Origin of the sequence: Burkholderia sp. FL-7-2-10-S1-D7 (assembly GCF_001524185.1) — a bacterium.
GTDB lineage: Bacteria > Pseudomonadota > Gammaproteobacteria > Burkholderiales > Burkholderiaceae > Burkholderia > Burkholderia diffusa.
The window spans coordinates 25784-44959 of sequence record NZ_LOWY01000023.1 but is presented as its reverse complement, the minus strand read 5'-3'; the positions used below and the strand labels follow the sequence as shown (position 1 = coordinate 44959).

General features: G+C 68.1%; 14 protein-coding genes. 5 read left to right on the top strand and 9 right to left on the bottom strand.

Annotation, left to right across the window (positions count from 1 at the left end):
• Window positions 1–25 precede the first annotated feature (25 nt).
• Window positions 26–1249 (top strand): RtcB family protein, encoded by a 1224-nt coding sequence (locus WS75_RS12025; protein ID WP_059680688.1) that lies wholly within the window; start codon window positions 26–28, stop codon window positions 1247–1249.
• Window positions 1250–1354: 105 nt separating this feature from the next.
• On the opposite strand, the gene WS75_RS12020 is transcribed toward WS75_RS12025, so the two are convergent.
• Window positions 1355–2023 carry an O-methyltransferase gene (locus WS75_RS12020; RefSeq protein ID WP_059680669.1) on the bottom strand — a complete coding sequence of 223 codons (669 nt, stop codon included), beginning with the start codon at window positions 2021–2023 and terminating at the stop codon, window positions 1355–1357.
• Window positions 2024–2156: 133 nt separating this feature from the next.
• On the opposite strand from WS75_RS12020, the gene WS75_RS12015 reads away from it, so the two are divergent.
• The gene (locus WS75_RS12015; protein WP_059680668.1) at window positions 2157–3452 is read left to right on the top strand and encodes an O-acetylhomoserine aminocarboxypropyltransferase/cysteine synthase family protein; all 1296 of its coding nucleotides are present in this window, start codon (window positions 2157–2159) and stop codon (window positions 3450–3452) included.
• Between the two features lie 270 nt (window positions 3453–3722).
• On the opposite strand, the gene WS75_RS12010 is transcribed toward WS75_RS12015, so the two are convergent.
• The 8 genes from WS75_RS12010 to peaA form a co-directional block, all read right to left on the bottom strand.
• Window positions 3723–4931 (bottom strand): phosphotransferase enzyme family protein, encoded by a 1209-nt coding sequence (locus WS75_RS12010; RefSeq protein WP_059680667.1) that lies wholly within the window; start codon window positions 4929–4931, stop codon window positions 3723–3725.
• A gap of 36 nt (window positions 4932–4967) precedes the next feature.
• Window positions 4968–5579, bottom strand: coding sequence for a nicotinamide riboside transporter PnuC (gene pnuC, locus WS75_RS12005; protein WP_059680666.1), 612 nt, complete (start codon window positions 5577–5579; stop codon window positions 4968–4970).
• A 59-nt stretch (window positions 5580–5638) separates the two neighbouring features.
• Window positions 5639–7870 carry a TonB-dependent siderophore receptor gene (locus tag WS75_RS12000; protein ID WP_059680665.1) on the bottom strand — a complete coding sequence of 744 codons (2232 nt, stop codon included), beginning with the start codon at window positions 7868–7870 and terminating at the stop codon, window positions 5639–5641.
• A gap of 489 nt (window positions 7871–8359) precedes the next feature.
• The gene (locus WS75_RS11995) at window positions 8360–10078 is read right to left on the bottom strand and encodes an AMP-binding protein (RefSeq protein ID WP_059680664.1); all 1719 of its coding nucleotides are present in this window, start codon (window positions 10076–10078) and stop codon (window positions 8360–8362) included.
• 45 nt (window positions 10079–10123) lie between these two features.
• Window positions 10124–11242 (bottom strand): quinohemoprotein amine dehydrogenase subunit beta, encoded by a 1119-nt coding sequence (gene peaD / locus WS75_RS11990; RefSeq protein ID WP_059680663.1) that lies wholly within the window; start codon window positions 11240–11242, stop codon window positions 10124–10126.
• Window positions 11243–11270: 28 nt separating this feature from the next.
• Window positions 11271–11594: a quinohemoprotein amine dehydrogenase subunit gamma gene (gene qhpC / locus WS75_RS11985; protein ID WP_059466008.1), complete on the bottom strand. Its 324-nt coding sequence runs from the start codon at window positions 11592–11594 to the stop codon at window positions 11271–11273.
• Between the two features lies 1 nt (window position 11595).
• Window positions 11596–13026 (bottom strand): quinohemoprotein amine dehydrogenase maturation protein, encoded by a 1431-nt coding sequence (peaB, locus tag WS75_RS11980; RefSeq protein ID WP_059680662.1) that lies wholly within the window; start codon window positions 13024–13026, stop codon window positions 11596–11598.
• Window positions 13027–13097: 71 nt separating this feature from the next.
• Window positions 13098–14705 carry a quinohemoprotein amine dehydrogenase subunit alpha gene (gene peaA, locus WS75_RS11975; protein ID WP_082729574.1) on the bottom strand — a complete coding sequence of 536 codons (1608 nt, stop codon included), beginning with the start codon at window positions 14703–14705 and terminating at the stop codon, window positions 13098–13100.
• A gap of 447 nt (window positions 14706–15152) precedes the next feature.
• On the opposite strand from peaA, the gene WS75_RS11970 reads away from it, so the two are divergent.
• The 3 genes from WS75_RS11970 (at window position 15153) to WS75_RS11960 (ending at window position 19127) form a co-directional block, all read left to right on the top strand.
• Window positions 15153–16646, top strand: a complete 1494-nt coding sequence (locus tag WS75_RS11970; RefSeq protein ID WP_059680661.1) for an aldehyde dehydrogenase family protein — start codon at window positions 15153–15155, stop codon at window positions 16644–16646.
• A 20-nt stretch (window positions 16647–16666) separates the two neighbouring features.
• A complete protein-coding gene (locus WS75_RS11965) occupies window positions 16667–16963 on the top strand; it encodes a hypothetical protein (protein WP_257129361.1) in 297 nt (98 codons plus the stop codon).
• A 232-nt stretch (window positions 16964–17195) separates the two neighbouring features.
• Entirely contained in the window at window positions 17196–19127 is a 1932-nt protein-coding gene (locus tag WS75_RS11960; protein ID WP_082729573.1) for a sigma-54-dependent Fis family transcriptional regulator, read from the top strand.
• Window positions 19128–19176 lie beyond the last annotated feature (49 nt).

Below are 19176 nucleotides of genomic sequence, written 5' to 3'. Positions count from 1 at the left end.
CGCACGAATGAATCAGGTGAAGCAAATGACTGACATGGATTATCAGGTGATGGAACTGGCGAACGGCAAGCCGGTGAAGATGTGGACGCAAGGCGTCGCGGTCGAGGACGACGCGCGCGCGCAATTGCGCAACACCGCGCAGATGCCGTTCATTTTCAGGCACGTCGCGGTGATGCCGGACGTCCACCTCGGCAAGGGCTCGACGATCGGCAGCGTGATCCCGACGAAGGGCGCGATCATTCCGGCCGCGGTCGGCGTCGACATCGGCTGCGGGATGATGGCCGCGCGCACGACGCTCACGGCGTCCGACCTGCCGGACTCGCTCGGCGGGCTGCGCAGCGCGATCGAACGCGCGGTGCCGCACGGCCGCGCGCCGGGGCGCCGTGACCCGGGCGCATGGGGCGATCGCACGCCGGCCGCCGTGACCGAGTCGTGGAAGTCGCTGCTGCCGGGCTTTCGGCGGATCGTCGACAAGTATCCGAAGCTGGAAAAGACGAACCACTACGCGCATCTGGGCACGCTCGGCACCGGCAACCACTTCATCGAAGTGTGCGTCGATGAAGCGGACCACGTGTGGTTCATGCTGCACAGCGGCTCGCGCGGCGTCGGCAACGCGATCGGCAGCCTGTTCATCGAGCTCGCGCAGGCCGACATGCGGCAGCACATTGCGAACCTGCCGGATCGCAACCTCGCGTATTTCACCGAGGGCAGCCGCCACTTCGACGATTACGGCGAAGCAGTCGGCTGGGCGCAGGACTACGCGCGCCGCAACCGGCAGGCGATGATGGACGCGGTGATCGGTGCGGCGCGCGGCGTGATCGCGAAACCGTTCTCGGTCGACGAGCACGCGGTGAACTGCCACCACAACTACGTGCAGCGCGAACGCCACTTCGGCGAGGACGTGCTCGTGACGCGCAAGGGCGCGGTGTCCGCGCAGAAGGGGCAGCTCGGGATCATTCCGGGCTCGATGGGCGCGAAGAGCTTCATCGTGCGCGGGCTCGGCAATCCGGAGAGCTTCTGTTCGTGCAGCCACGGCGCCGGCCGCTCGATGAGCCGGACCGAGGCGAAGCGCCGCTTCACGGTCGACGACCAGGTGAGAGCGACGCGCGGCGTCGAATGCCGGAAGGACGCGGGTGTCGTCGACGAGATTCCGATGGCCTACAAGGACATCGATGCGGTGATGGCGGCACAGCGCAGCCTCGTCGAAGTGGTGCACACGCTGCGCCAGGTGGTGTGCGTGAAAGGATAGCGCGGCGCGCGGCCGAAAGCCGGGCGGCCGCGCGCAATGAAAGATCAGTGGCCGCGACTGTATCGCACGGCCCGCCGACGACCGCGCTGACGCGCCGCCGTCACCTCACGCGCCGACGATCGAAATCGAGAACCCGTCCCAGCCCTTCTGCCCGACCGTCTGCACGGCCGTCGTCGTGAGCGTCGGCTCGGCCGCGAGACGCGCGAAGCCTTCCCTCACGCCGACCGCATCGGGCTCGCGATTGTCCGGATCGGCCACGCGCCCGCCGCGCACCACATTGTCGACGACGATCACCGTGCCCGGCCGCGACAGCTTCAACGCGGCGTCGAGATACACGGCGTTGTTGTCCTTGTCCGCATCGATGAAGATGAAGTCGAACGGCGCCTCGCCCGCAGCGACGAGCCGCGCGAGGCTGTCTTTCGCGCTGCCGACGATCACCGACACCACGTCCGCGAACCCGGCGCGCGCGATGTTCCGCGTCGCGACCTTCGCGTGATCGGGGTTCAGTTCGAGCGTCACGAGCGTGCCGCCCGGCGGCAACGCGCGCGCGAGCCAGATCGTGCTGTAGCCGCGGAGCGTGCCGACCTCGAGGATGCGCCGCGCGCCGCGAATCGTCGCGAGCACTTGCAGCAGCTTGCCCTGGTTCGGCGCGACGTTGATCGCGGGCAGCCCGGCCGCGTCGCTCGCCGCAAGCGCGGCGTCGAGCACGTCGTCGGACGGCACGAGCGTCGCGGAGAAATACGCATCCACCCTGTTCCACTGATCCTGATCCATCGCGCACCCTTCGTCTGCGGAAAAACGCATTCTATGCGCGACGGCCCCATAAGCAACCAACCATTCGTTCTAAAGGCAGCAGCGCACCTGCTCCTATAATCGCTCGACCACGACAACAACAGATGGAGCACCCATGACCGATCAGGCCTCTTCGAACTGGCGCCTCGAAACCATCGCCGTGCACGGCGGCTATCGACCCGACCCGACCACGCGCGCGGTCGCGGTGCCGATCTACCAGACCGTTGCGTACGCATTCGACGACACGCAGCACGGCGCGGACCTGTTCGACCTGAAGGTCCAGGGCAATATCTACACGCGAATCATGAACCCGACGACGGACGTGCTCGAGCAGCGGATCGCCGCGCTCGAGGGCGGCATCGGCGCGCTCGCGCTGGCATCGGGCCAGGCTGCCGTCACGTACGCGATCCAGACGATCGCCGAAGCCGGCGACAACATCGTGTCCGCCAGTTCGCTGTACGGCGGCACCTACAACCTGTTCGCGCATACGCTGCCGCAATACGGGATCACGACGCGCTTCGCCGATCCGCGCGACCCGGCGTCGTTCGAGCCGCTGATCGACGCGCGCACGAAGGCGATCTTCGCGGAATCGGTCGGCAACCCGCTCGGCAACGTAACCGACATCGCCGCGCTCGCGGAAGTCGCGCATCGCCACGGGATCCCGCTGATCGTCGACAACACTGTGCCGTCGCCGTACCTGCTGCGCCCGTTCGAACACGGCGCGGACATCGTCGTGCACTCGCTGACGAAGTATCTCGGCGGCCACGGCACGAGCCTCGGCGGTGCGATCGTCGATTCGGGCAAGTTCCCGTGGACGCAGCACGCGGACCGCTTCAAGCGGCTCAACGAGCCCGACGTCAGCTATCACGGCGTCGTGTACACGGAAGCGTTCGGGCCGGCCGCCTATATCGGGCGCGCGCGGGTCGTGCCGCTGCGCAACATGGGCGCGGCGATCTCGCCGTTCAACGCGTTCCAGATCCTGCAGGGCATCGAGACGCTCGCGCTGCGCGTCGAGCGCATCAGCGACAACGCGCTGAAGATCGCGCAGCATCTCGCGCGCCACGAACACGTCGAGTGGGTGAACTACGCGGGGCTGCCCGATCACCCGGATCATCCGCTCGTCGCGCGCTACCTGTCGGGCCGCGCGCCCGGCATCCTGACGTTCGGCGTAAAGGGCGGCCGCGACGGCGGCGCGAAGTTCCAGGACGCGCTGAAGCTGTTCACGCGGCTCGTCAACATCGGCGACACGAAATCGCTCGCCACGCATCCGGCCTCGACGACGCACCGCCAACTGTCGCCGGCCGAACTCGCGAAGGCCGGCGTGAAGGAGGAAACGGTGCGGCTGTCGATCGGCATCGAGCACATCGACGACCTGCTCGCCGATCTCGACCAGGCGCTCGCGCAGCTGTGACCCGACGCGGGCGTGCCGACACGCCCGCATCAAATGGCTCGAGCATGTTCGCATCGATGCTACGAATCCGGTGCAGTGCGAACATGCGCCGAAGATGACAATTCCGTCATGTTGGATGCGACGGAGTGCGGACGTGCGACGTCCTGCGGGAGCAGGATCCGCTTCGGAGATCGAACGGTTTCAGTGAATGTGCGTTGCGATCGCCGCACGGAAGGAAAATGAAGCCCGGCCCGCCGACACCGCGGGCTCGACCATGTCCGGCACGCAGCCTTACACGCTGCCCCGCTTCGCGCGCCGGCGTTGCACCAGCCAGTCGAGCAGGTGTCGTCCGTCGCGTTCGCCGAACCAGCGCGCGTGCCCGAGCAGGTAGCCGTCGTACGCGATGTCGACGATCGCCGGCACATCGATGATGCACCCGAAGTACGCGACCTCCGACAGCGCGAACTCCACATGCGCGATCGGCAGCATCGCGACCAGCGCCGCGTACGCATCGTCGCTCAGCGGTTCGAGCGATTCGTAGCCGTCGAGCAGCGCATCGATGTGCGCGTATTCGATGCGGCGCGCATCGGCCGGCGCCATCCAGTCGACCGTATTGCGCTCGATCGCCAGCGCGACGTCCATCACCGCGCACGTGCGATCGGCCAGGCCGAAGTCGAGCACGGTGCGCACCCGCGCGCCGGGGCCGGCATCGGTCCACAGCAGGTTCGACGCGTGCCAGTCGCCGTGCGTCCACAGCGGCGGCAGCGCGGGCAGCAGCGGTACGAGTCGCGCGTGATACGGGCCGATCGCATCCGCCACATCGCCACGCCAGTCGCGCGTGCCGAGTGCGCGCACCAGCAGCGGCTGCGCCTCGACCCAGCGTTCGAGCGCGCCCGCCAGATCGGTGGACGAAAGCACCCGGAAACTCGACAACAGCGTGCGCACGGGCCGTGCCGGCGCATCGTAGCCGGCCGACGCGCGATGCAGTTCGGCCAGTGCGCGGCCGGCCGCGTACGCATGCGAAGCATGCGTGAACGGCTGCCACGACATCACGCCGCGATACGCGTCGACACCGGGCGCGACCGCGTGCACTTCATAGGTCCAGTCGCCGGATGCGAACGCGGTCGCACCGTCGCGACCGGCGAGCACGTCGGCGACCGGAATGCCGCGCTCACGCAGATGCGCGATGAAGCGATGCTCTTCCTCGAGTCCGGCAACATCGCGCAGGCTCACGTGATGACGCTTGACGAACAGCGTGCGCTCGTCTGTCGTGCGCACCAGCACGGCCGCCGAGAACGGCCGCGGGCTGTGCCACGCAAGCCGCGCCGGCGCGCCGACGCCATCGATCCGCGCGAGCACGCCCGCGACCTCGTCGTGCGTCATCAGCGGCCAGTCGCGTTCGGCCTGCTCGCCGTCGACGCCGAATTGCGGCGGGGCGACGTCCCGCGCGTCGGCAGCGTCACGCGACGCAGGCGCGTTCGGCTCGAGAGGAAATGTCATGGACGGCGCAGCTCCGTAGTTGAATCGGCCCGTGAATCAGCCCGCCGGGCTCGCCGTTGCGCGCAGCGCGTCGGCCGTCCGGCTCCAGTCGCGCCAGCCGATGACGGCGAGCGCGATGAACAGCGCATAGAGTCCGGCCGTCAGATACAGTTCCTTGAACACGAACATCCCGACGTACACGACGTTCACGACGATCCACAACCCCCACGACGCGATGTAGCGCCGCGCGGTCCAGTATTGCGCGACGAGGCTGAACGCGGTCAGCGACGCATCGACGAACGGCAGCGCCGCATCGGTCCAGCGCGCCATCATTCCGCCGAGCAGCGCGCTGCCGACGACGGCCGCGATCAGGTCGGGCAACATCTGCCGGGGCCGCACGCCGGTGACGGGCGCGACGTCGCCTGCCGGCGCCGCGCCGCCGCCCGCCTCGAGCGTACGCTGCGCGATCCACCGGCGCCAGCCGTACACCTGCAGCACCGCGAACGCGCCCTGCAGCAGCATGTCGGAATACAGCTTCGCATCGAAGAAGATCCAGCCGTACAGCGCGACCGACGCGAGCCCGACCGGCCAGCACAGCATGCGCCGCTTCGCGGTCAGCCAGATCGCGAGCGCGCTGACGATCACGCCGGCGATTTCGAGTGGGGACATCGTCTGTACTCTCCTGGTTGGCTGCCGGAGCCGCGCATCATGCGGCCGGGTCCGGACGATCAGAAATCATAGGTCAACGATACGCGGGCGGTGCGCGGCGCTCCCGGGAACAGGTACGCGTCGCCCTGCTGCTCGCCCGCGTCGCGCCAGTAGAACTTGTTGAACAGGTTGTCCACCGACACGCGCAGCACCGTGCGATGGCCCGCGATCTTCGTCGTGTAGCGCGCGCCGAGATTGAACACGAACCACGACGGCACGCGCGCGGTGCCCTCTTCGTTCGCGTTGCGGCCCGCGCTGTATTCGACGCCGCCGAGCATGTTCAGCCCCGCGACGCCCGGCACCGCGTAGTCCGCATACAGCGACGCGCGCAGCGCCGGCACGTTGATGATCTGGTGCCCTTCGTACGCCGGCGAACCCGAATCGTACGCGCGCGCGCGAATCGCCGCGACGCTCGCCGTCAGCGACAGCCGCTCGGTGAGCCGTCCGGCCGCGCCGAGCTCGAGCCCCTGGTGACGCTGCGTGCCGCGCTGCACGAAGGTATAGCTCGTGCCGGACGCATCGGGATCGGCGAACTGGAACGGCTTGCTGATCGAGAACACGGCGGCCGTCAGACTCAGCCGGTCGAGCCAGTCATACTTCGCGCCGAGCTCGATCTGGTGCGATTCGACCGGCGGCAGGAACGCATACGCGTTGGTCGCGCGCACCGGCGCCTGGTCGCCGAGCGACAGCGCCTTGCTGTACGACGCGTACAGCGACAGCACGTTCACCGGCTTGTAGACGAGCGCGACCTGTGGCAGGAACACCGAGCGATCGGTATGGGTGGCGTCGCCGTCGAGGCTGCCCCAGCTGCGCTGGCGCAGCAGCACTTCCTTGCCGCCCGCGAGCACCTGCCAGTGCTCGCCGATGCTGATGCGGTCGAGCCCGAACACGCCGTACTGCCATGAATCGAGCTGCGGATACGACGGCCCGGCCGTATTCGGCGACGGTGCGAACGCGACATCGGGCCCGTAGATGTTCTCGCTGCCCACATAGTCGTACACGGCGTTCGCCATGTGCACGACGCGGCGCTGCACGCTCACGCCGAGCGTCAGCTCGTGGCGCAGCGGGCCCGTCGCGAACTTGCCCGTCGTCACCGCGCGCAGGTCGTCGTTGCGACGGTATTCGCCGGGGCTGCGGAAGTCGTAGACGTCGTAGTCGCCGTTCGCGCCGAAGAAGAACGGCGACGTCGTGCCGGCCGCGCAGCTCGCCGCGTAATAGCAGCCGTACGCGAACGCGCTGTTGTCGTCGATCATCGTGCGGCTGCGGCCCGCCGCGACATACGCCTTCCAGTCGTCGTTGAACTGGTAGTCGAAGCGCGCGTTCAGGTTCAGCGCATCGGTCGTCACCGGCTTCGCCCACGGCTGCGTGCCGAGCGCCTTCGACGTCGTGTTGACCGACGGCACGACGGTGCCGCCGAGCAGTTGATAGCCGGGCGCGGAGCGCTGGATCCACTGCTGGAATTCTGCGTTGAGCTGCAGGCTCGCGCGCGGGCTGATGTCCCAGTCGGCTGCGATCGAGCCGAACGTGCGCCGTCCGTTCGTGCCGTCGATGTACGAGTGCATGTTCTCCTTCGCGGCATTGATCCGGAAGCCGAACTGATTGTCGGGGCCGAAGCGGCGGCCGAGATCGACGGCCGCCGACGTCGAGCCGCGGCTGTCGACGCCGCCCGTCACGCTCGCGACGTTCGCCGAGCGCTTCGTCACGAAGTTGATCACGCCGCCCGGCGCGACCACGCCGCTGTCTATGCCGGCCAGCCCTTTCAGGATCTCGACGCGCTCCTTGTTCTCGAGCGGCACGTTTTGCTCGCCGGACACCGTCAGCCCGTCGATCCGGATCGCACTCGCGAGATCGACCGGGAAGCCGCGGATCGCAAAGCCTTCGTAGTAGCCGACCGGCGCGTAGTCGTTGACGACCGATGCGTCGTTGCGCACCACGTCGCTCAGGCGCTTCGCCTGCTGGTCGTCGATCTGCGCGCGCGTGACGACGTTGACGGACGCCGGCGTGTCGCGCAGCGGCGCATCGTCGAGCCCCGCAACCGACGCTTCGCGCGCACGAAACGCGCTGCCGCGCTCGCCACTGACCGTGATCGTCGGCAGTGTCGCAGCGCCGGCTGCATCGGCGACGGATGCCGGCGCGTCGCCCTGTGCCGCGGCGGCCTGCGCCGCGAAAAGCGTGATGCCGAGACCGACGCCAAGCCCGGCCTTCGCGCGCCGCCGCCGTGCGGGCGCCGCTGTTGTTCTATTCACCGTCATTGTTCTGGATGGAAAACTCGCCACTCGACCCTGTCGAGACACTCGAAACTCGTTGTGCAGCCGCGAAGCGCGACCTCGCGCATGAACCCGCGACCGTGCCCGGCAACCACCGGGCACGAACGTCGACACGACATTCGTCAGACGAGTCGGACGATCGGGCCGCATGCGTGCCGATCGATTCGGAAAGCGCGGAAAGGGGCATCGGATGCCGGTGACACGCCCGGCACCGACGCGGCCGCCGGTCCATCGATCGGGTTCGGGTCGGGCAGCCAGCCGCGTCGCACGGTCTTGTCACGCGGGGGGACGCTTCGAACGCCCCGGTGCGGGCGCCGTGCGTTGCGCCGTTCGTCGGAACGCCGCAATGCCCGTCGCGCGCGACATCGCGGCGTGGCGCGCATTTTACCCCGGGCGGAACGGGCGGCAGGGAAAACCGCCGCTCGGGCGGTCATGACGGGCGTGGCGGGCGGCAAGACGAGCGCCCGCGCGGTACTACGCGGTATCGGCGGCTTTCAGCCCCCATGCGTCGATCATCTGCTGGCGCATCACGAATTTCTGCACCTTGCCCGTCACCGTCATCGGCAATTCGTCGACGAAGCAGACGTACTTCGGGATCTTGTAGTGCGCGATCTGGCCGGTGCAGAACGCGCGCACGTCGTCCTCCGACATCTGCTCGCCCGCACGCAGCACGATCCACGCGCACAGCTCCTCGCCGTATTTCGCGTCGGGCACGCCGAACACCTGCGCGCTCTGGATCTTCGGATGCCTGAACAGAAATTCCTCGATCTCGCGCGGGTAGATGTTCTCGCCGCCGCGAATCACCATGTCCTTCAGCCGGCCGACGATGTTGCAGTAGCCGTCAGCGTCGAGTGTCGCGAGGTCGCCCGTATGCATCCAGCCGTCGACGATCGATTCCTGAGTCTTCGCATCGTCGCCCCAGTAGCCGAGCATCACCGAATAACCCTTCGTGCACAGCTCGCCCGTCGCGCCGACCGGCACGATCTCGCCGCTCGGATCAACGATCTTCACCTCCAGATGCGGCTGGATGCGCCCGACCGTCGTCGTGCGCTTCTCGAGCGGGTCGTCGGTCGAGCTCTGGAACGACACGGGGCTCGTCTCCGTCATGCCGTACGCGATCGTGATCTCGGACAGATGCATCTGCGACACGACGCGCTTCATCGTCTCGATCGGGCACGGCGAGCCGGCCATGATCCCGGTACGCAGCGTCGACAGGTCGAACTTCGCGAAGTCCGGATGATCGAGTTCCGCGATGAACATCGTCGGCACGCCGTGCAATGCGGTACAGCGCTCGTCGGCCACGGCCGCGAGCGTCGCGACCGGATCGAACGCCTCGCCGGGAAACACCATCGCGGCGCCCGTCGACACGCACGCGAGCACGGCCAGCACCATCCCGAAGCAGTGATACAGCGGCACCGGGATACAGAGCGAATCCTGTTCGGTGAAACGCATCGCCATCGCGATGAAGCGCGCGTTGTTGACGACGTTCCGGTGCGTGAGCGTCGCGCCCTTCGGGCTGCCGGTCGTGCCGCTCGTGAACTGGATGTTGATCGGATCGGTGGCCGCGAGCGTCGCGCCGATCGCATCGAGCCGCGCGACATCGAGCGTGTCGCGGCCGCGCGCCATCACGTCCGCGAAGCGGAACATGCCGGCCGGCGCCGCCTCGCCCATCGATACGATCGTACGCAAGCTCGGCACGCGTGCCGCATGCAATTCACCCGGCACGCAATGCGCGAGTTCCGGTGCGAGCGCCTGCAGCATCTCCAGGTACTTCGACGACTTGAACTGCTCGGCCGCGATCAGCGCGCGGCAGCCGACCTTGTTCAACGCATAGTCGAGTTCCGCGAGCCGATAGGCCGGGTTGATGTTGACGAGGACCGCGCCGATGCGCGCGGTTGCGAATTGCGTGAGCAGCCATTCGCTGCGGTTCGGCGACCAGATGCCGACGCAGTCGCCCTTCTCGATCCCGAGCGCGGCGAGGCCGGTCGCGAGCACGTCGATTTCGTGCGCGAACGTGCGCCAGTCCCAGCAAATGCCCTGCTCGCGGAACACGACGGCCGGCCGCGCCGGAAAGCGCGACGCGGTGTCGTGCAGCAGCGCGGCGACGGTCGCATCCGACAGCGGCACGTCGGTGCGGCCTCGCACGATCGACAGGCCGTCGCGCGGCACGCCGGTGGCGATGGCGGTGGTCATGGAGTCTCCTGATCTACGGCGCCGGCCCGCGGGCCGGCGCATCCATCATCGTGTGAAAATCTGCGCGGTGGTGATCGCCATGTCGCCGCCCGGCACGCGAATGTCCTTCAGCTTCTTCAGTGTGTCGGCATCGTATACGGCGACCGTGTTGAAGGTGCCCGCGAGATAGAGCTTGCTGCCCTCACGATTGAACGACAGGCAGTAGTACGAATGATCGAGCGGCGCGGCCTCGACCAGTTTCTCGTTCTTCACGTCGTACTTCGCGAGCCGGTTCAGCACCCCGTACATCGCATTCGGATCCCTCGGCGACAGCCCGCCCGTGAAATACACCTCGGTGAGCGGCGCGAAATCCTTGACCGTCGCGTTGCCCGTCCTCAGGTCGATGTCGACGTAGCCGTACATCGTCTGCGCGGAGGCAGGATCCTTCTTCTCGTCCTTGAAACGGTCAGCCGTATAGAGCAGGTTGAGCGTGTGCTGCGGACGCTGCTGCGGCCACACGTACAGCACGTCCGGCTGGCCGTGCAGCGGCTGCTTCCAGTTGCGCAGCGGCACCGCGACGTCGTACTGGCCGGTCTGCACGTTCATCCGGTAGATGTCCGCGCCGACGACGAACAGCGATCCGTCGTCGGCGGCCTGCAGCATCGTCGTCTGGCGCGGCGCCGGGAACGTGCGCGCCGGCTTCGCGTCGAGCCCGGCGTCGGTACGGTACACCTGCAGGCGCGGCGCTTGCACTTCGTAGCTGTCGCGGTTCAGCTTCGTCGGATTGACGACGCTGTAGATCTCCTTGCCGTCCGGGCTCAGCGCGACCGAGAACATCGCGCGCGCCCGCTCGTTGCCCGCTTCCGCGAGATCCGCATGGAACACGGTCTTGCACGAATCGAGATCGACGCCGTACAGGTCGCCGTAGTGATTGTTCAGCACGTACGCGCGCGTGCGGTCCGGGCTGATCTGGATCGTGCCGGGGCCGAACGCATCGGGCAGCGCGCAGGTCTTGACGATGCTGTCGGTGCCCGTGTCGATCACCGTCAGGTTGTTCGGGTAGTTCGTGACGGCGAGGTATTCGTGGCCGGTCTGCAGCGGACCGTCGGCCGCGGCCGACAGCGACGCGGCCGAGACCAGCGCGGCGGCGAGGAGCGTGCGGCTCAGGGGTGTCGTGAATCGCATGGAGAATCCTTGATCGGTGCCGGGTGGATCACTTGTCTTTGGGGAACACGCTGCCGAGCTGGCGCCAGTCCGCGCCGGAATCGGCCGCGTGCTTGTTCCAGTCGGGATAGGTGCTCATCATGTCGGGCACCTGCGCGGGCCACCAGCACGGGTCGGAGCAGCCGTACAGGTCGGCCTCCATAGGCTGGCACAGCGACGCGACCCCGCCGAACACGTCCGTTTCCCAGCCGGGGTCGGTGGTCGACGTGCAGCCCGCGACGGACGTCATCGCGACGACTTCCTCGAGTCGATCCTGCTGCACGGCCTCCTCGAGCTTTTTCGCCTTGTTGTTGAGCGGCTTCAGATGTTTCATGTCAGTTCGCCTTGCGCGGAGTGATGTAGTTGCCGATGAACGCCGGGTTGCCGGCGATGATCCGGCTGTAGACCTCGATGCCGAAATCGATCCAGTCGCGCATCAGCTCGCAGTAGTGGTAGGTCGGATGCGCGGGATCGCCGTAGCGCGCGTAGCTCTCGTGATAGCAGCCGCCCGAGCACAGGTTGCGGATCCGGCAGGTTTCGCAGCCGGTGCCGCTGCGCTCGAGGCGTTGCGACAGGAAGTCGTTGAGCTCCGCCTGCGCGACGCCTTCATGCACGTTGCCGAAGGTCGGCAGCGCCGAGCCGGTGAAGCGGTGGCACAGGTTCAGGTCGCCCTTGTGGTCGACCGCGAGCATCTTGAGCCCCGCGCCGCACGGCAGCGACTTCTTGTGCCCCTCGTGCAGGTCGGTGATCAGCTGGTGCAGGTTCGAGAAGCCGATGTTGCGGTTCTCGAGCGCGGCGGCGAGATAACGCCGACCGAGCGCCTTCATGGTCGCGAACACCCGTGCGAGCTCCTCGGGCTGCAGGTTGAACGTGTCGAGCTGCCCCGACGTGACCGGCGCGAAGCCGACTTCCGCGAAGCCGAGTTCGTTGAACAGGTGATCCCAGATGCCTTCGATGTCGGTCACGCCGCTCGTCAGCGTCACGCGCGCGCCGACCGGGCGGCTGCGGTAGCGCGCGAGCAGCATCTCGACCTTGCGACGCACGACGTCGTAGGTGCCCGCGCCCCCGACCGTGCGGCGGTTCAGGTCGTGGATCGAGCGCGGTCCGTCGATGCTGACCGACAGCCCGAAGCGATGCGCGTCGAGCCACTCGACGATCTCCTCGGTCAAGAGCGTCGCGTTGGTCGTCATCACGAACTCGACCTGCTTGCCGAGCGCGCCGAAGCGCAGCTCGCAATACTCGACCATGCACTCGATCAGCTTGCGATTGCTGAGCGGTTCGCCGCCGAAGAACACGACCGTGTAGCGCGGCAGGTCGGGCGACTCCTTCAGCAGCATCTCGACCGACGCCTTCGCAGTGTCGATGTCCATCCGCCGCCCGGCGGACGGCGTGTCGAGGTCTTCCTTGTAGCAGTACGTGCAGCTCAGGTTGCAGCCGGTGTTCACGTTCAGCACGACCGTGTCGATCGCGGTGCGCTCGACGCGCTTCACCGCGATCTCGGGCGTGAGCGGCGAGCCGTCGCTGACGACCTCGAGGGCCATCAGCTCGCCGAGCGTCTCGGCGAGTTCGCTGTGCGGCGAGCGGCCGGCCAGCCGCGCGAACAGCTCGTCGGCCGTGCAGCTGCTCGCACGCAATGCGTCGATGATGTCGGCCGTCACGCGATCGGCCGCGAACAGCGAGCTGCTCGGCACGTGAAACATCAGGCGCTCGTCGTCGACGCGCACTTCGTGCACGTTGCGTTCGACCACGTTCAGCAGGGCGCTCATCGGATTCTCCTTGCGTTCGTCGATTCGGACCGAGCCGCGTCGCGGCCCGGCGCCAGTGGATGGGCGGCCGGTCAGGGCAGCGGCGGATTGTTCCAGCGCTGCACCGCGACGATCATGTGCCCGGTGCCCGTCACCGTGCGCGAACCGTCCGTCACCGTCGCCACGACGTTCAGGTTGCCCGTGTTGTTGGTGCCCATCCGGCGTGCGGGATTCGGGCCGGCGTCGGCTGGTGTGAAGATCCCCGTCGACGCCTGCATCACGCCCGCGAACTGCGTGTCGCGATCGCCCTTCGACTGATCGTCGAACGGCGCGACCGACCATTGCGCGGGCACGACGCCGATGCGGAACGGCTTGCCCGCCCCGTCGACACCCCACGCGACCGCGTCGAAGCGGCCCTCGACTTTCGGCGTCGAGCCGCCGTTGCCGCCGATGCGCGCAACCGCGAAGTCGGGCTCGACCTTCACGTCGTGGATCTCGCGATAAACGGCAAACCCGTCCGCATGCGCGGCGCCGACGCTCACGCGGCGCACGCCGGCCGCGCTGCCGTCGGCGGCCTTCACCCGCACCCGCACGTAGCCCGGCGTGCGCTCGAGCACCGATGCGACCGTGACACCCGCGCCGAACGCCGGTGTGCCCTGCAGGTTCGCGCCGACGATCGTCACGTCGGTCTCGCTACCCGCCTTCACGTACGCCGGCTGCACCGCCACGATCCGTGCGTTGCCGAGCTTCGCCGCGTTGAAGTCAAGGCCGCGCTCGTCATGCGCATCGTCGAACATGCGGCCGCGCAGCGTGCCGTCGCTCGCCATCAGCACCTGACGCATCGTCGTGTCGCCGACCTTCACGCTCGCGCGCCATTCGTAGCCGGTATAGAGCGTCGCGGTACCGGTGCCGACGAGCGGGCTGCCGTCCGCGAAGCGGCCCTTCAGCTCGACGTCGAAGCGGTCGCCCGTGCCGCCCTTCACGGTCATCGTGCCGTACGCGTCGCCCTTGCCCGGCATGTGACCGCCGAAGCTCCAGGTGCCGGCGAGCGCGGTGGCAGGCGGATGGTGCTGCTTCCACGCGGTCCATGCCTTGCTGTCGTACGGGTAGTCCTTCGCGAGCATCGGCGCCATCTCGGTGAGCGCGATTTTCAGCCAGTCGCGGTCGCGGCCCATCGCCGAATACTCGATCGACGGCCACTGCCCGAGGTGAAAGTTCACGAGCTTGTCCCACTCGGCGACGGGGCGGCGCTGCAGCAGCGGGCGCGCGGCCGAGTGGCAACGCGCACACATCTGCTTGAATTCCTCGTTGTTGACGGTCTCCTGCGTGTTCAGGCGACGCTCGGGTGCGTAGCGGAAATCCTTCGTCTCCGACGGCGCGAGGCCCTGCGTATCCGACAGGTACTTCACGAGAATGCGCCGCTCGTCGTCGCTGATCGTGAGGCCGTGCATCGTCTGCATCCGCGCGATCGTCATCAGCCAGCCTTCCGGCGTTTTGCGCTGATGGCTGATGCGGCTCCACGAATCCTTCGACTCGGCCGCGTGACACGCCGCGCATGTCTGGCTCAGGATCGCGTGAGCGTCGCGCGGTGCCTGGGCCTGGGCGTGCACGGCACCCGCGGCCAGCGCCAGCGCGCCAGCGGCGGCGACGGTCGCGGCCGCGCGGGGCGGCCTGCTGCGTCGAATGAAAGTCTTGAACAAGGCTCTGCTCCTTTACGTGGGGTCTCGAATCGTCCGGCATGCAGCGCTGCGGCGCTTGTCTCTCGCTCTTCAAGCACAGCCCGTGCCAATTGCCGACGTCGGGTTTGCCACAAGGAAAACACGCGCTTTTATCGCCGAACGCTCGGGAAAATCCCGATTCAAAGCGGCGCGCCAAACCGGCATTCGCGCGCCTTTGCGGTGGTGTCGCCGGAGCGGCCGGCAGCGCGCGTGCCGCATGTCGCGTCTCACATTGCATCCGGATTCTCAAATTGAGACGCCGCACCGCGAACGCGGCGCGATGCCGGTCGTGCATGCCGACGACGGGCGTCACGCCGCACGCCCCGCGCCGCATGGCGCATGCGGCGTGCACGCAGGCCGCCGCCCGGTCGTTGGTATGGAAGCTGCTTTTCGCCTCGACACCCGAACCCCGATGAGCGAGGAGCTTCCATGCAGGCAACGTTGTCGTTACTTCCGCAAACCCAGTCGTTCATCGCACGCACGCCGTCGATGCTGATCGGCGATACGTGGCGCAGCGCCGAAAGCGGCGCCACCCTGGCCGTCCACAACCCCGCGACCGGCGACGAACTGTGCCGCGTGCCGGCGTCCGGCGCGGCCGACGTCGACCGTGCGGTGCGCGCCGCGCGCCAGGCGTTCGACGATTCCGCGTGGAGCCGCATGCGGCCCCGCGAAAGACAGAACCTGCTGTGGCGTCTCGCGGATCTGCTCGAACGCGACGCCCAGCAGCTCGCCGAGCTCGAATGCGTGAACAACGGCAAGAGCGCGCAGATCGCGCGCGTGATGGACGTGCAGCTGGCGATCGACTTCCTGCGCTACATGGCCGGCTGGGCCACCAAGATCGAAGGCGCGACCGTCGACGTGTCGATGCCGCTGATGCCCGACAGCCAGTTCCACGGCTTCATCCGGCGCGAGGCCGTCGGCGTGGTCGGTGCGATCGTCGCGTGGAATTTCCCGCTGTTGCTCGCGTGCTGGAAGCTCGGCCCCGCGCTCGCGACCGGCTGCACGATGGTGCTGAAGCCCGCCGACGAAACGCCCCTCACCGCGCTGCGGCTCGCCGAACTCGTGCAGGAAGCCGGCTACCCGGCCGGCGTGTTCAACGTCGTGACCGGCACCGGCATCGAAGCGGGTGCCGCGCTCGCGCATCACCCGGACGTCGACAAGCTGACCTTCACCGGCTCGACCGAAGTCGGCAAGCTGATCGGCAAGGCCGCGATGGAATCGATGACGCGCGTGACGCTCGAACTCGGCGGCAAGTCGCCGACGATCGTGTTCGACGATGCGGACCCGGCCGTCGCGGCCTCGGGCGCGGCCACCGCGATCTTCTTCAATCACGGCCAGGTGTGCTGCGCGGGCTCGCGCCTCTACGTGCAACGCAAGCACTTCGATCGCGTGGTAGGCGACATCGCGGGCATCGCGAGCAACATGAAGCTCGGCAACGCGCTCGACCCGTCGGTCGACATGGGCCCGCTGATTTCGGCGAAGCAGCAAAAGCGCGTGGCCGGCTACATCGAGCGCGGCCGCGAACTGGGCGCCCAGCTCGCGTGCGGTGGCGAAGCGTTCGGCCCAGGCTACTTCGTGAAGCCCACCGTGCTCGTGGACGTCGACCAGAAGGGTCCGCTCGTGCAAGAGGAAATCTTCGGGCCGGTGCTGGTCGCGATGCCGTTCGACACGATCGACGATGCGATCCGCCTCGCGAACGACACGCGCTACGGACTCGGCGCGAGCATCTGGACCCACAACCTGTCGGCCGCGCACCGGATGATCCCGAAGATCCGTTCGGGCTCGGTCTGGGTCAATTGCCACAGCGCGCTCGATCCGGCACTGCCGTTCGGCGGTTACCGGATGTCGGGCTTCGGCCGCGAGATGGGCGCGGCCGCGATCGAACACTACACGGAACTGAAATCGGTGCTGATGAACGTGTGATCGCGTCGCGGATGTGAGCAATGCATGCGCCGCGCGACGATGTCGCGCGGCGCGCCTGTTCCGCCCGCGCGCGTATCTTCCGCGCCTTTCCCCGAACCATCACGACAACGAGACATCCGATGCCGCGCCTCCCCGCTGCCCGCCGCGCGCTCATGATCGCGGCCGCCGGCCTGCTGTCGGCCGCCGCGCTGCCGCGCGCCGCCTGCGCCGCGTCACCGCTGCTGGACGAAACCAATACGAACGCACCGAGCCCGATATTCGCCGGAAAACGGGTCGCGAACGAAGGCAGGTGCAACGCGCACAACCTGCGCACGTAAGCGCCGCCGTCGCGCGAAGTTCGCCCGCCCTGAAGCCATGCACGCCACTCCGTCACGCGCGCCGAATGCGGGCCGCCCGCGCGCGCCGATCGCCCGCACGGCCGCGCCCCGCCTGGGTTTTAGGTTTTTGACCGGATGGATTTATGCCCGGGCTTGTGCCAGACTCGGCGGGCCTTTTTGCGAGCGGCCGCGCCGGATCGGACGGCCCGACATTCTCCTGAGGAGGGGCGACGTGCAAGACTACTTCCCTTCCGGCCAACGCCTGCCGGACCGGCTGCAGGCAACCCGCCTGATTCGCGAACGCCTCACGGCCGACGGCGTGCTGCCACAAGGCTGCCTGCGCCTCGAAATCGATCAGTCGTGGCGGCGCAGTCTCGATCACGGCGTGCGCTGGGACGACGACGCGCGGCTGAACCTGCACGAATTCTGCAATCTCGACGAGCTGCGCGACGCGAACCGCCTGCTGCTCGACGCGGCCACCCCCGAACTCGCCTTCCTCGCCGAGCGCTGTGGAAGCGACGGGATGATCCTGCTGGCCGATGCACATGCAACCATTCTGTCGGTCGACGGCAACGCGAGCCATCTCGCCGCGCTCGGCATCGGCGACATCCGCGCCGGCGCGAACTGGTGCGAATCGCTGCGCGGCACGAACGCGCTCGGCACCGCGCTCGTCGAAGGCTGTGGGGTCGCGATCGACAGCGGCGAGCATTTCCTCGGCCAATTGAGCCGCTTCTCGTGCCGCTCGCTGCCGCTGTGCGATCCGCACGGCAAGCCGATCGGCGTGCTGGACCTCACGCGCGAAGGCGATTTGCCGCTCACGCTCGACGGCGTGTCGATGCTGATGAGCGCCGCCGCCACGCACATCGAGACGCGCCTGTTCGACGCGTATTTCCCCGAACATGTCGTGCTCGTGTTTCACCCGCGCCAGGCGTATCTCGGTTCGAGCTGGAGCGGCGTGCTGGCCGTGTCGGAAGCCGGCCACATCGTCGCCGCGAACGCGCATGCGTGCGAGCTGCTCGGCGCGGCGCGCGACGCACTCGTGGGTCGCCGCTGCGAAAGCGCGGCGGTCGCGCGCACGCCGTCGTTCATCGCATTCGCAGAGCAAGGCGGAATGCTGCGCGTCGAAGGCGTGGACGCCGCGTTCCATTGCAAGGCGCTGCGCCTGCCGCGCGCAACCGTCGTGCCGGCCTCGCGCGAACGCGCGCCGTCACCGGCCGCCGCTGCCCGCGACGATGCCGGCACACAGGCGCTCGCGGCCCTCGCCGGCCGCCAGCCGCGCCTGCTGCGCGCGCTCACGATGGCGCGTCAAGGGCTCAACAACGGGCTGCCCGTGCTCGTGCAGGGCGAGACGGGCACCGGCAAGGAAGTCGTTGCGCGCGCGCTGCACGATGCGAGCGCACGAGCCGGCAAGCCGTTCGTCGCGGTGAACTGCGCGTCGATTCCCGAAGGGCTGATCGAGTCGGAACTGTTCGGCTACCGCGACGGCGCGTTCACGGGCGCCCGCAAGGGCGGGATGACCGGCCGGCTGATGCAGGCGCACGGCGGCACGCTGTTTCTCGACGAGATCGGCGACATGCCGCTGCACCTGCAGGCGCGCCTGCTGCGCGTGCTGCAGGAACGCAAGGTCGCGCCGCTCGGCGCGGGCGACGAGCAGTCGATCGACATCGCGGTGATCTGCGCGACGCACCGCGACTTGCAGACGATGGTGCGCGACAAGTCGTTCCGCGAAGACCTTTATTACCGCATTCACGGCGTGAACGTGCTGCTGCCCGCGCTGCGCGAACGCGACGACGTCGACCTGATCGTCGCCGCGTTGCTCGCGCGGCTCGGTGCGCCGCACGTGAGCGTGAGTGCCGAACTCGCCGACGTGTTCCGCCAGCATCGCTGGCCCGGCAACATCCGCCAGCTCGAGATGGTGCTGCGCACCGCGCTCGCGGTGCGCGACGAGCATGACCACGTGCTCGGCCTCGATCATCTGTGTGACGGCTTCATCGACGGCGTGTGCCCGGCGCCGGACGCGTCGTTCGGGCTGATCCGCCGCCACGAGGACGACCTGATCCGCGAATCGCTCGCGCGCCACGACGGTAACGTCGCGGCCGCCGCGCAGACGCTCGGCATCAGCCGCGCGACGCTGTACCGCCGCCTCAAGCGGCTGCAGTCATGATGTCGCGCGCGCGTTCGTCCATTGCATTCGTTACGGACCGATCGCGCCG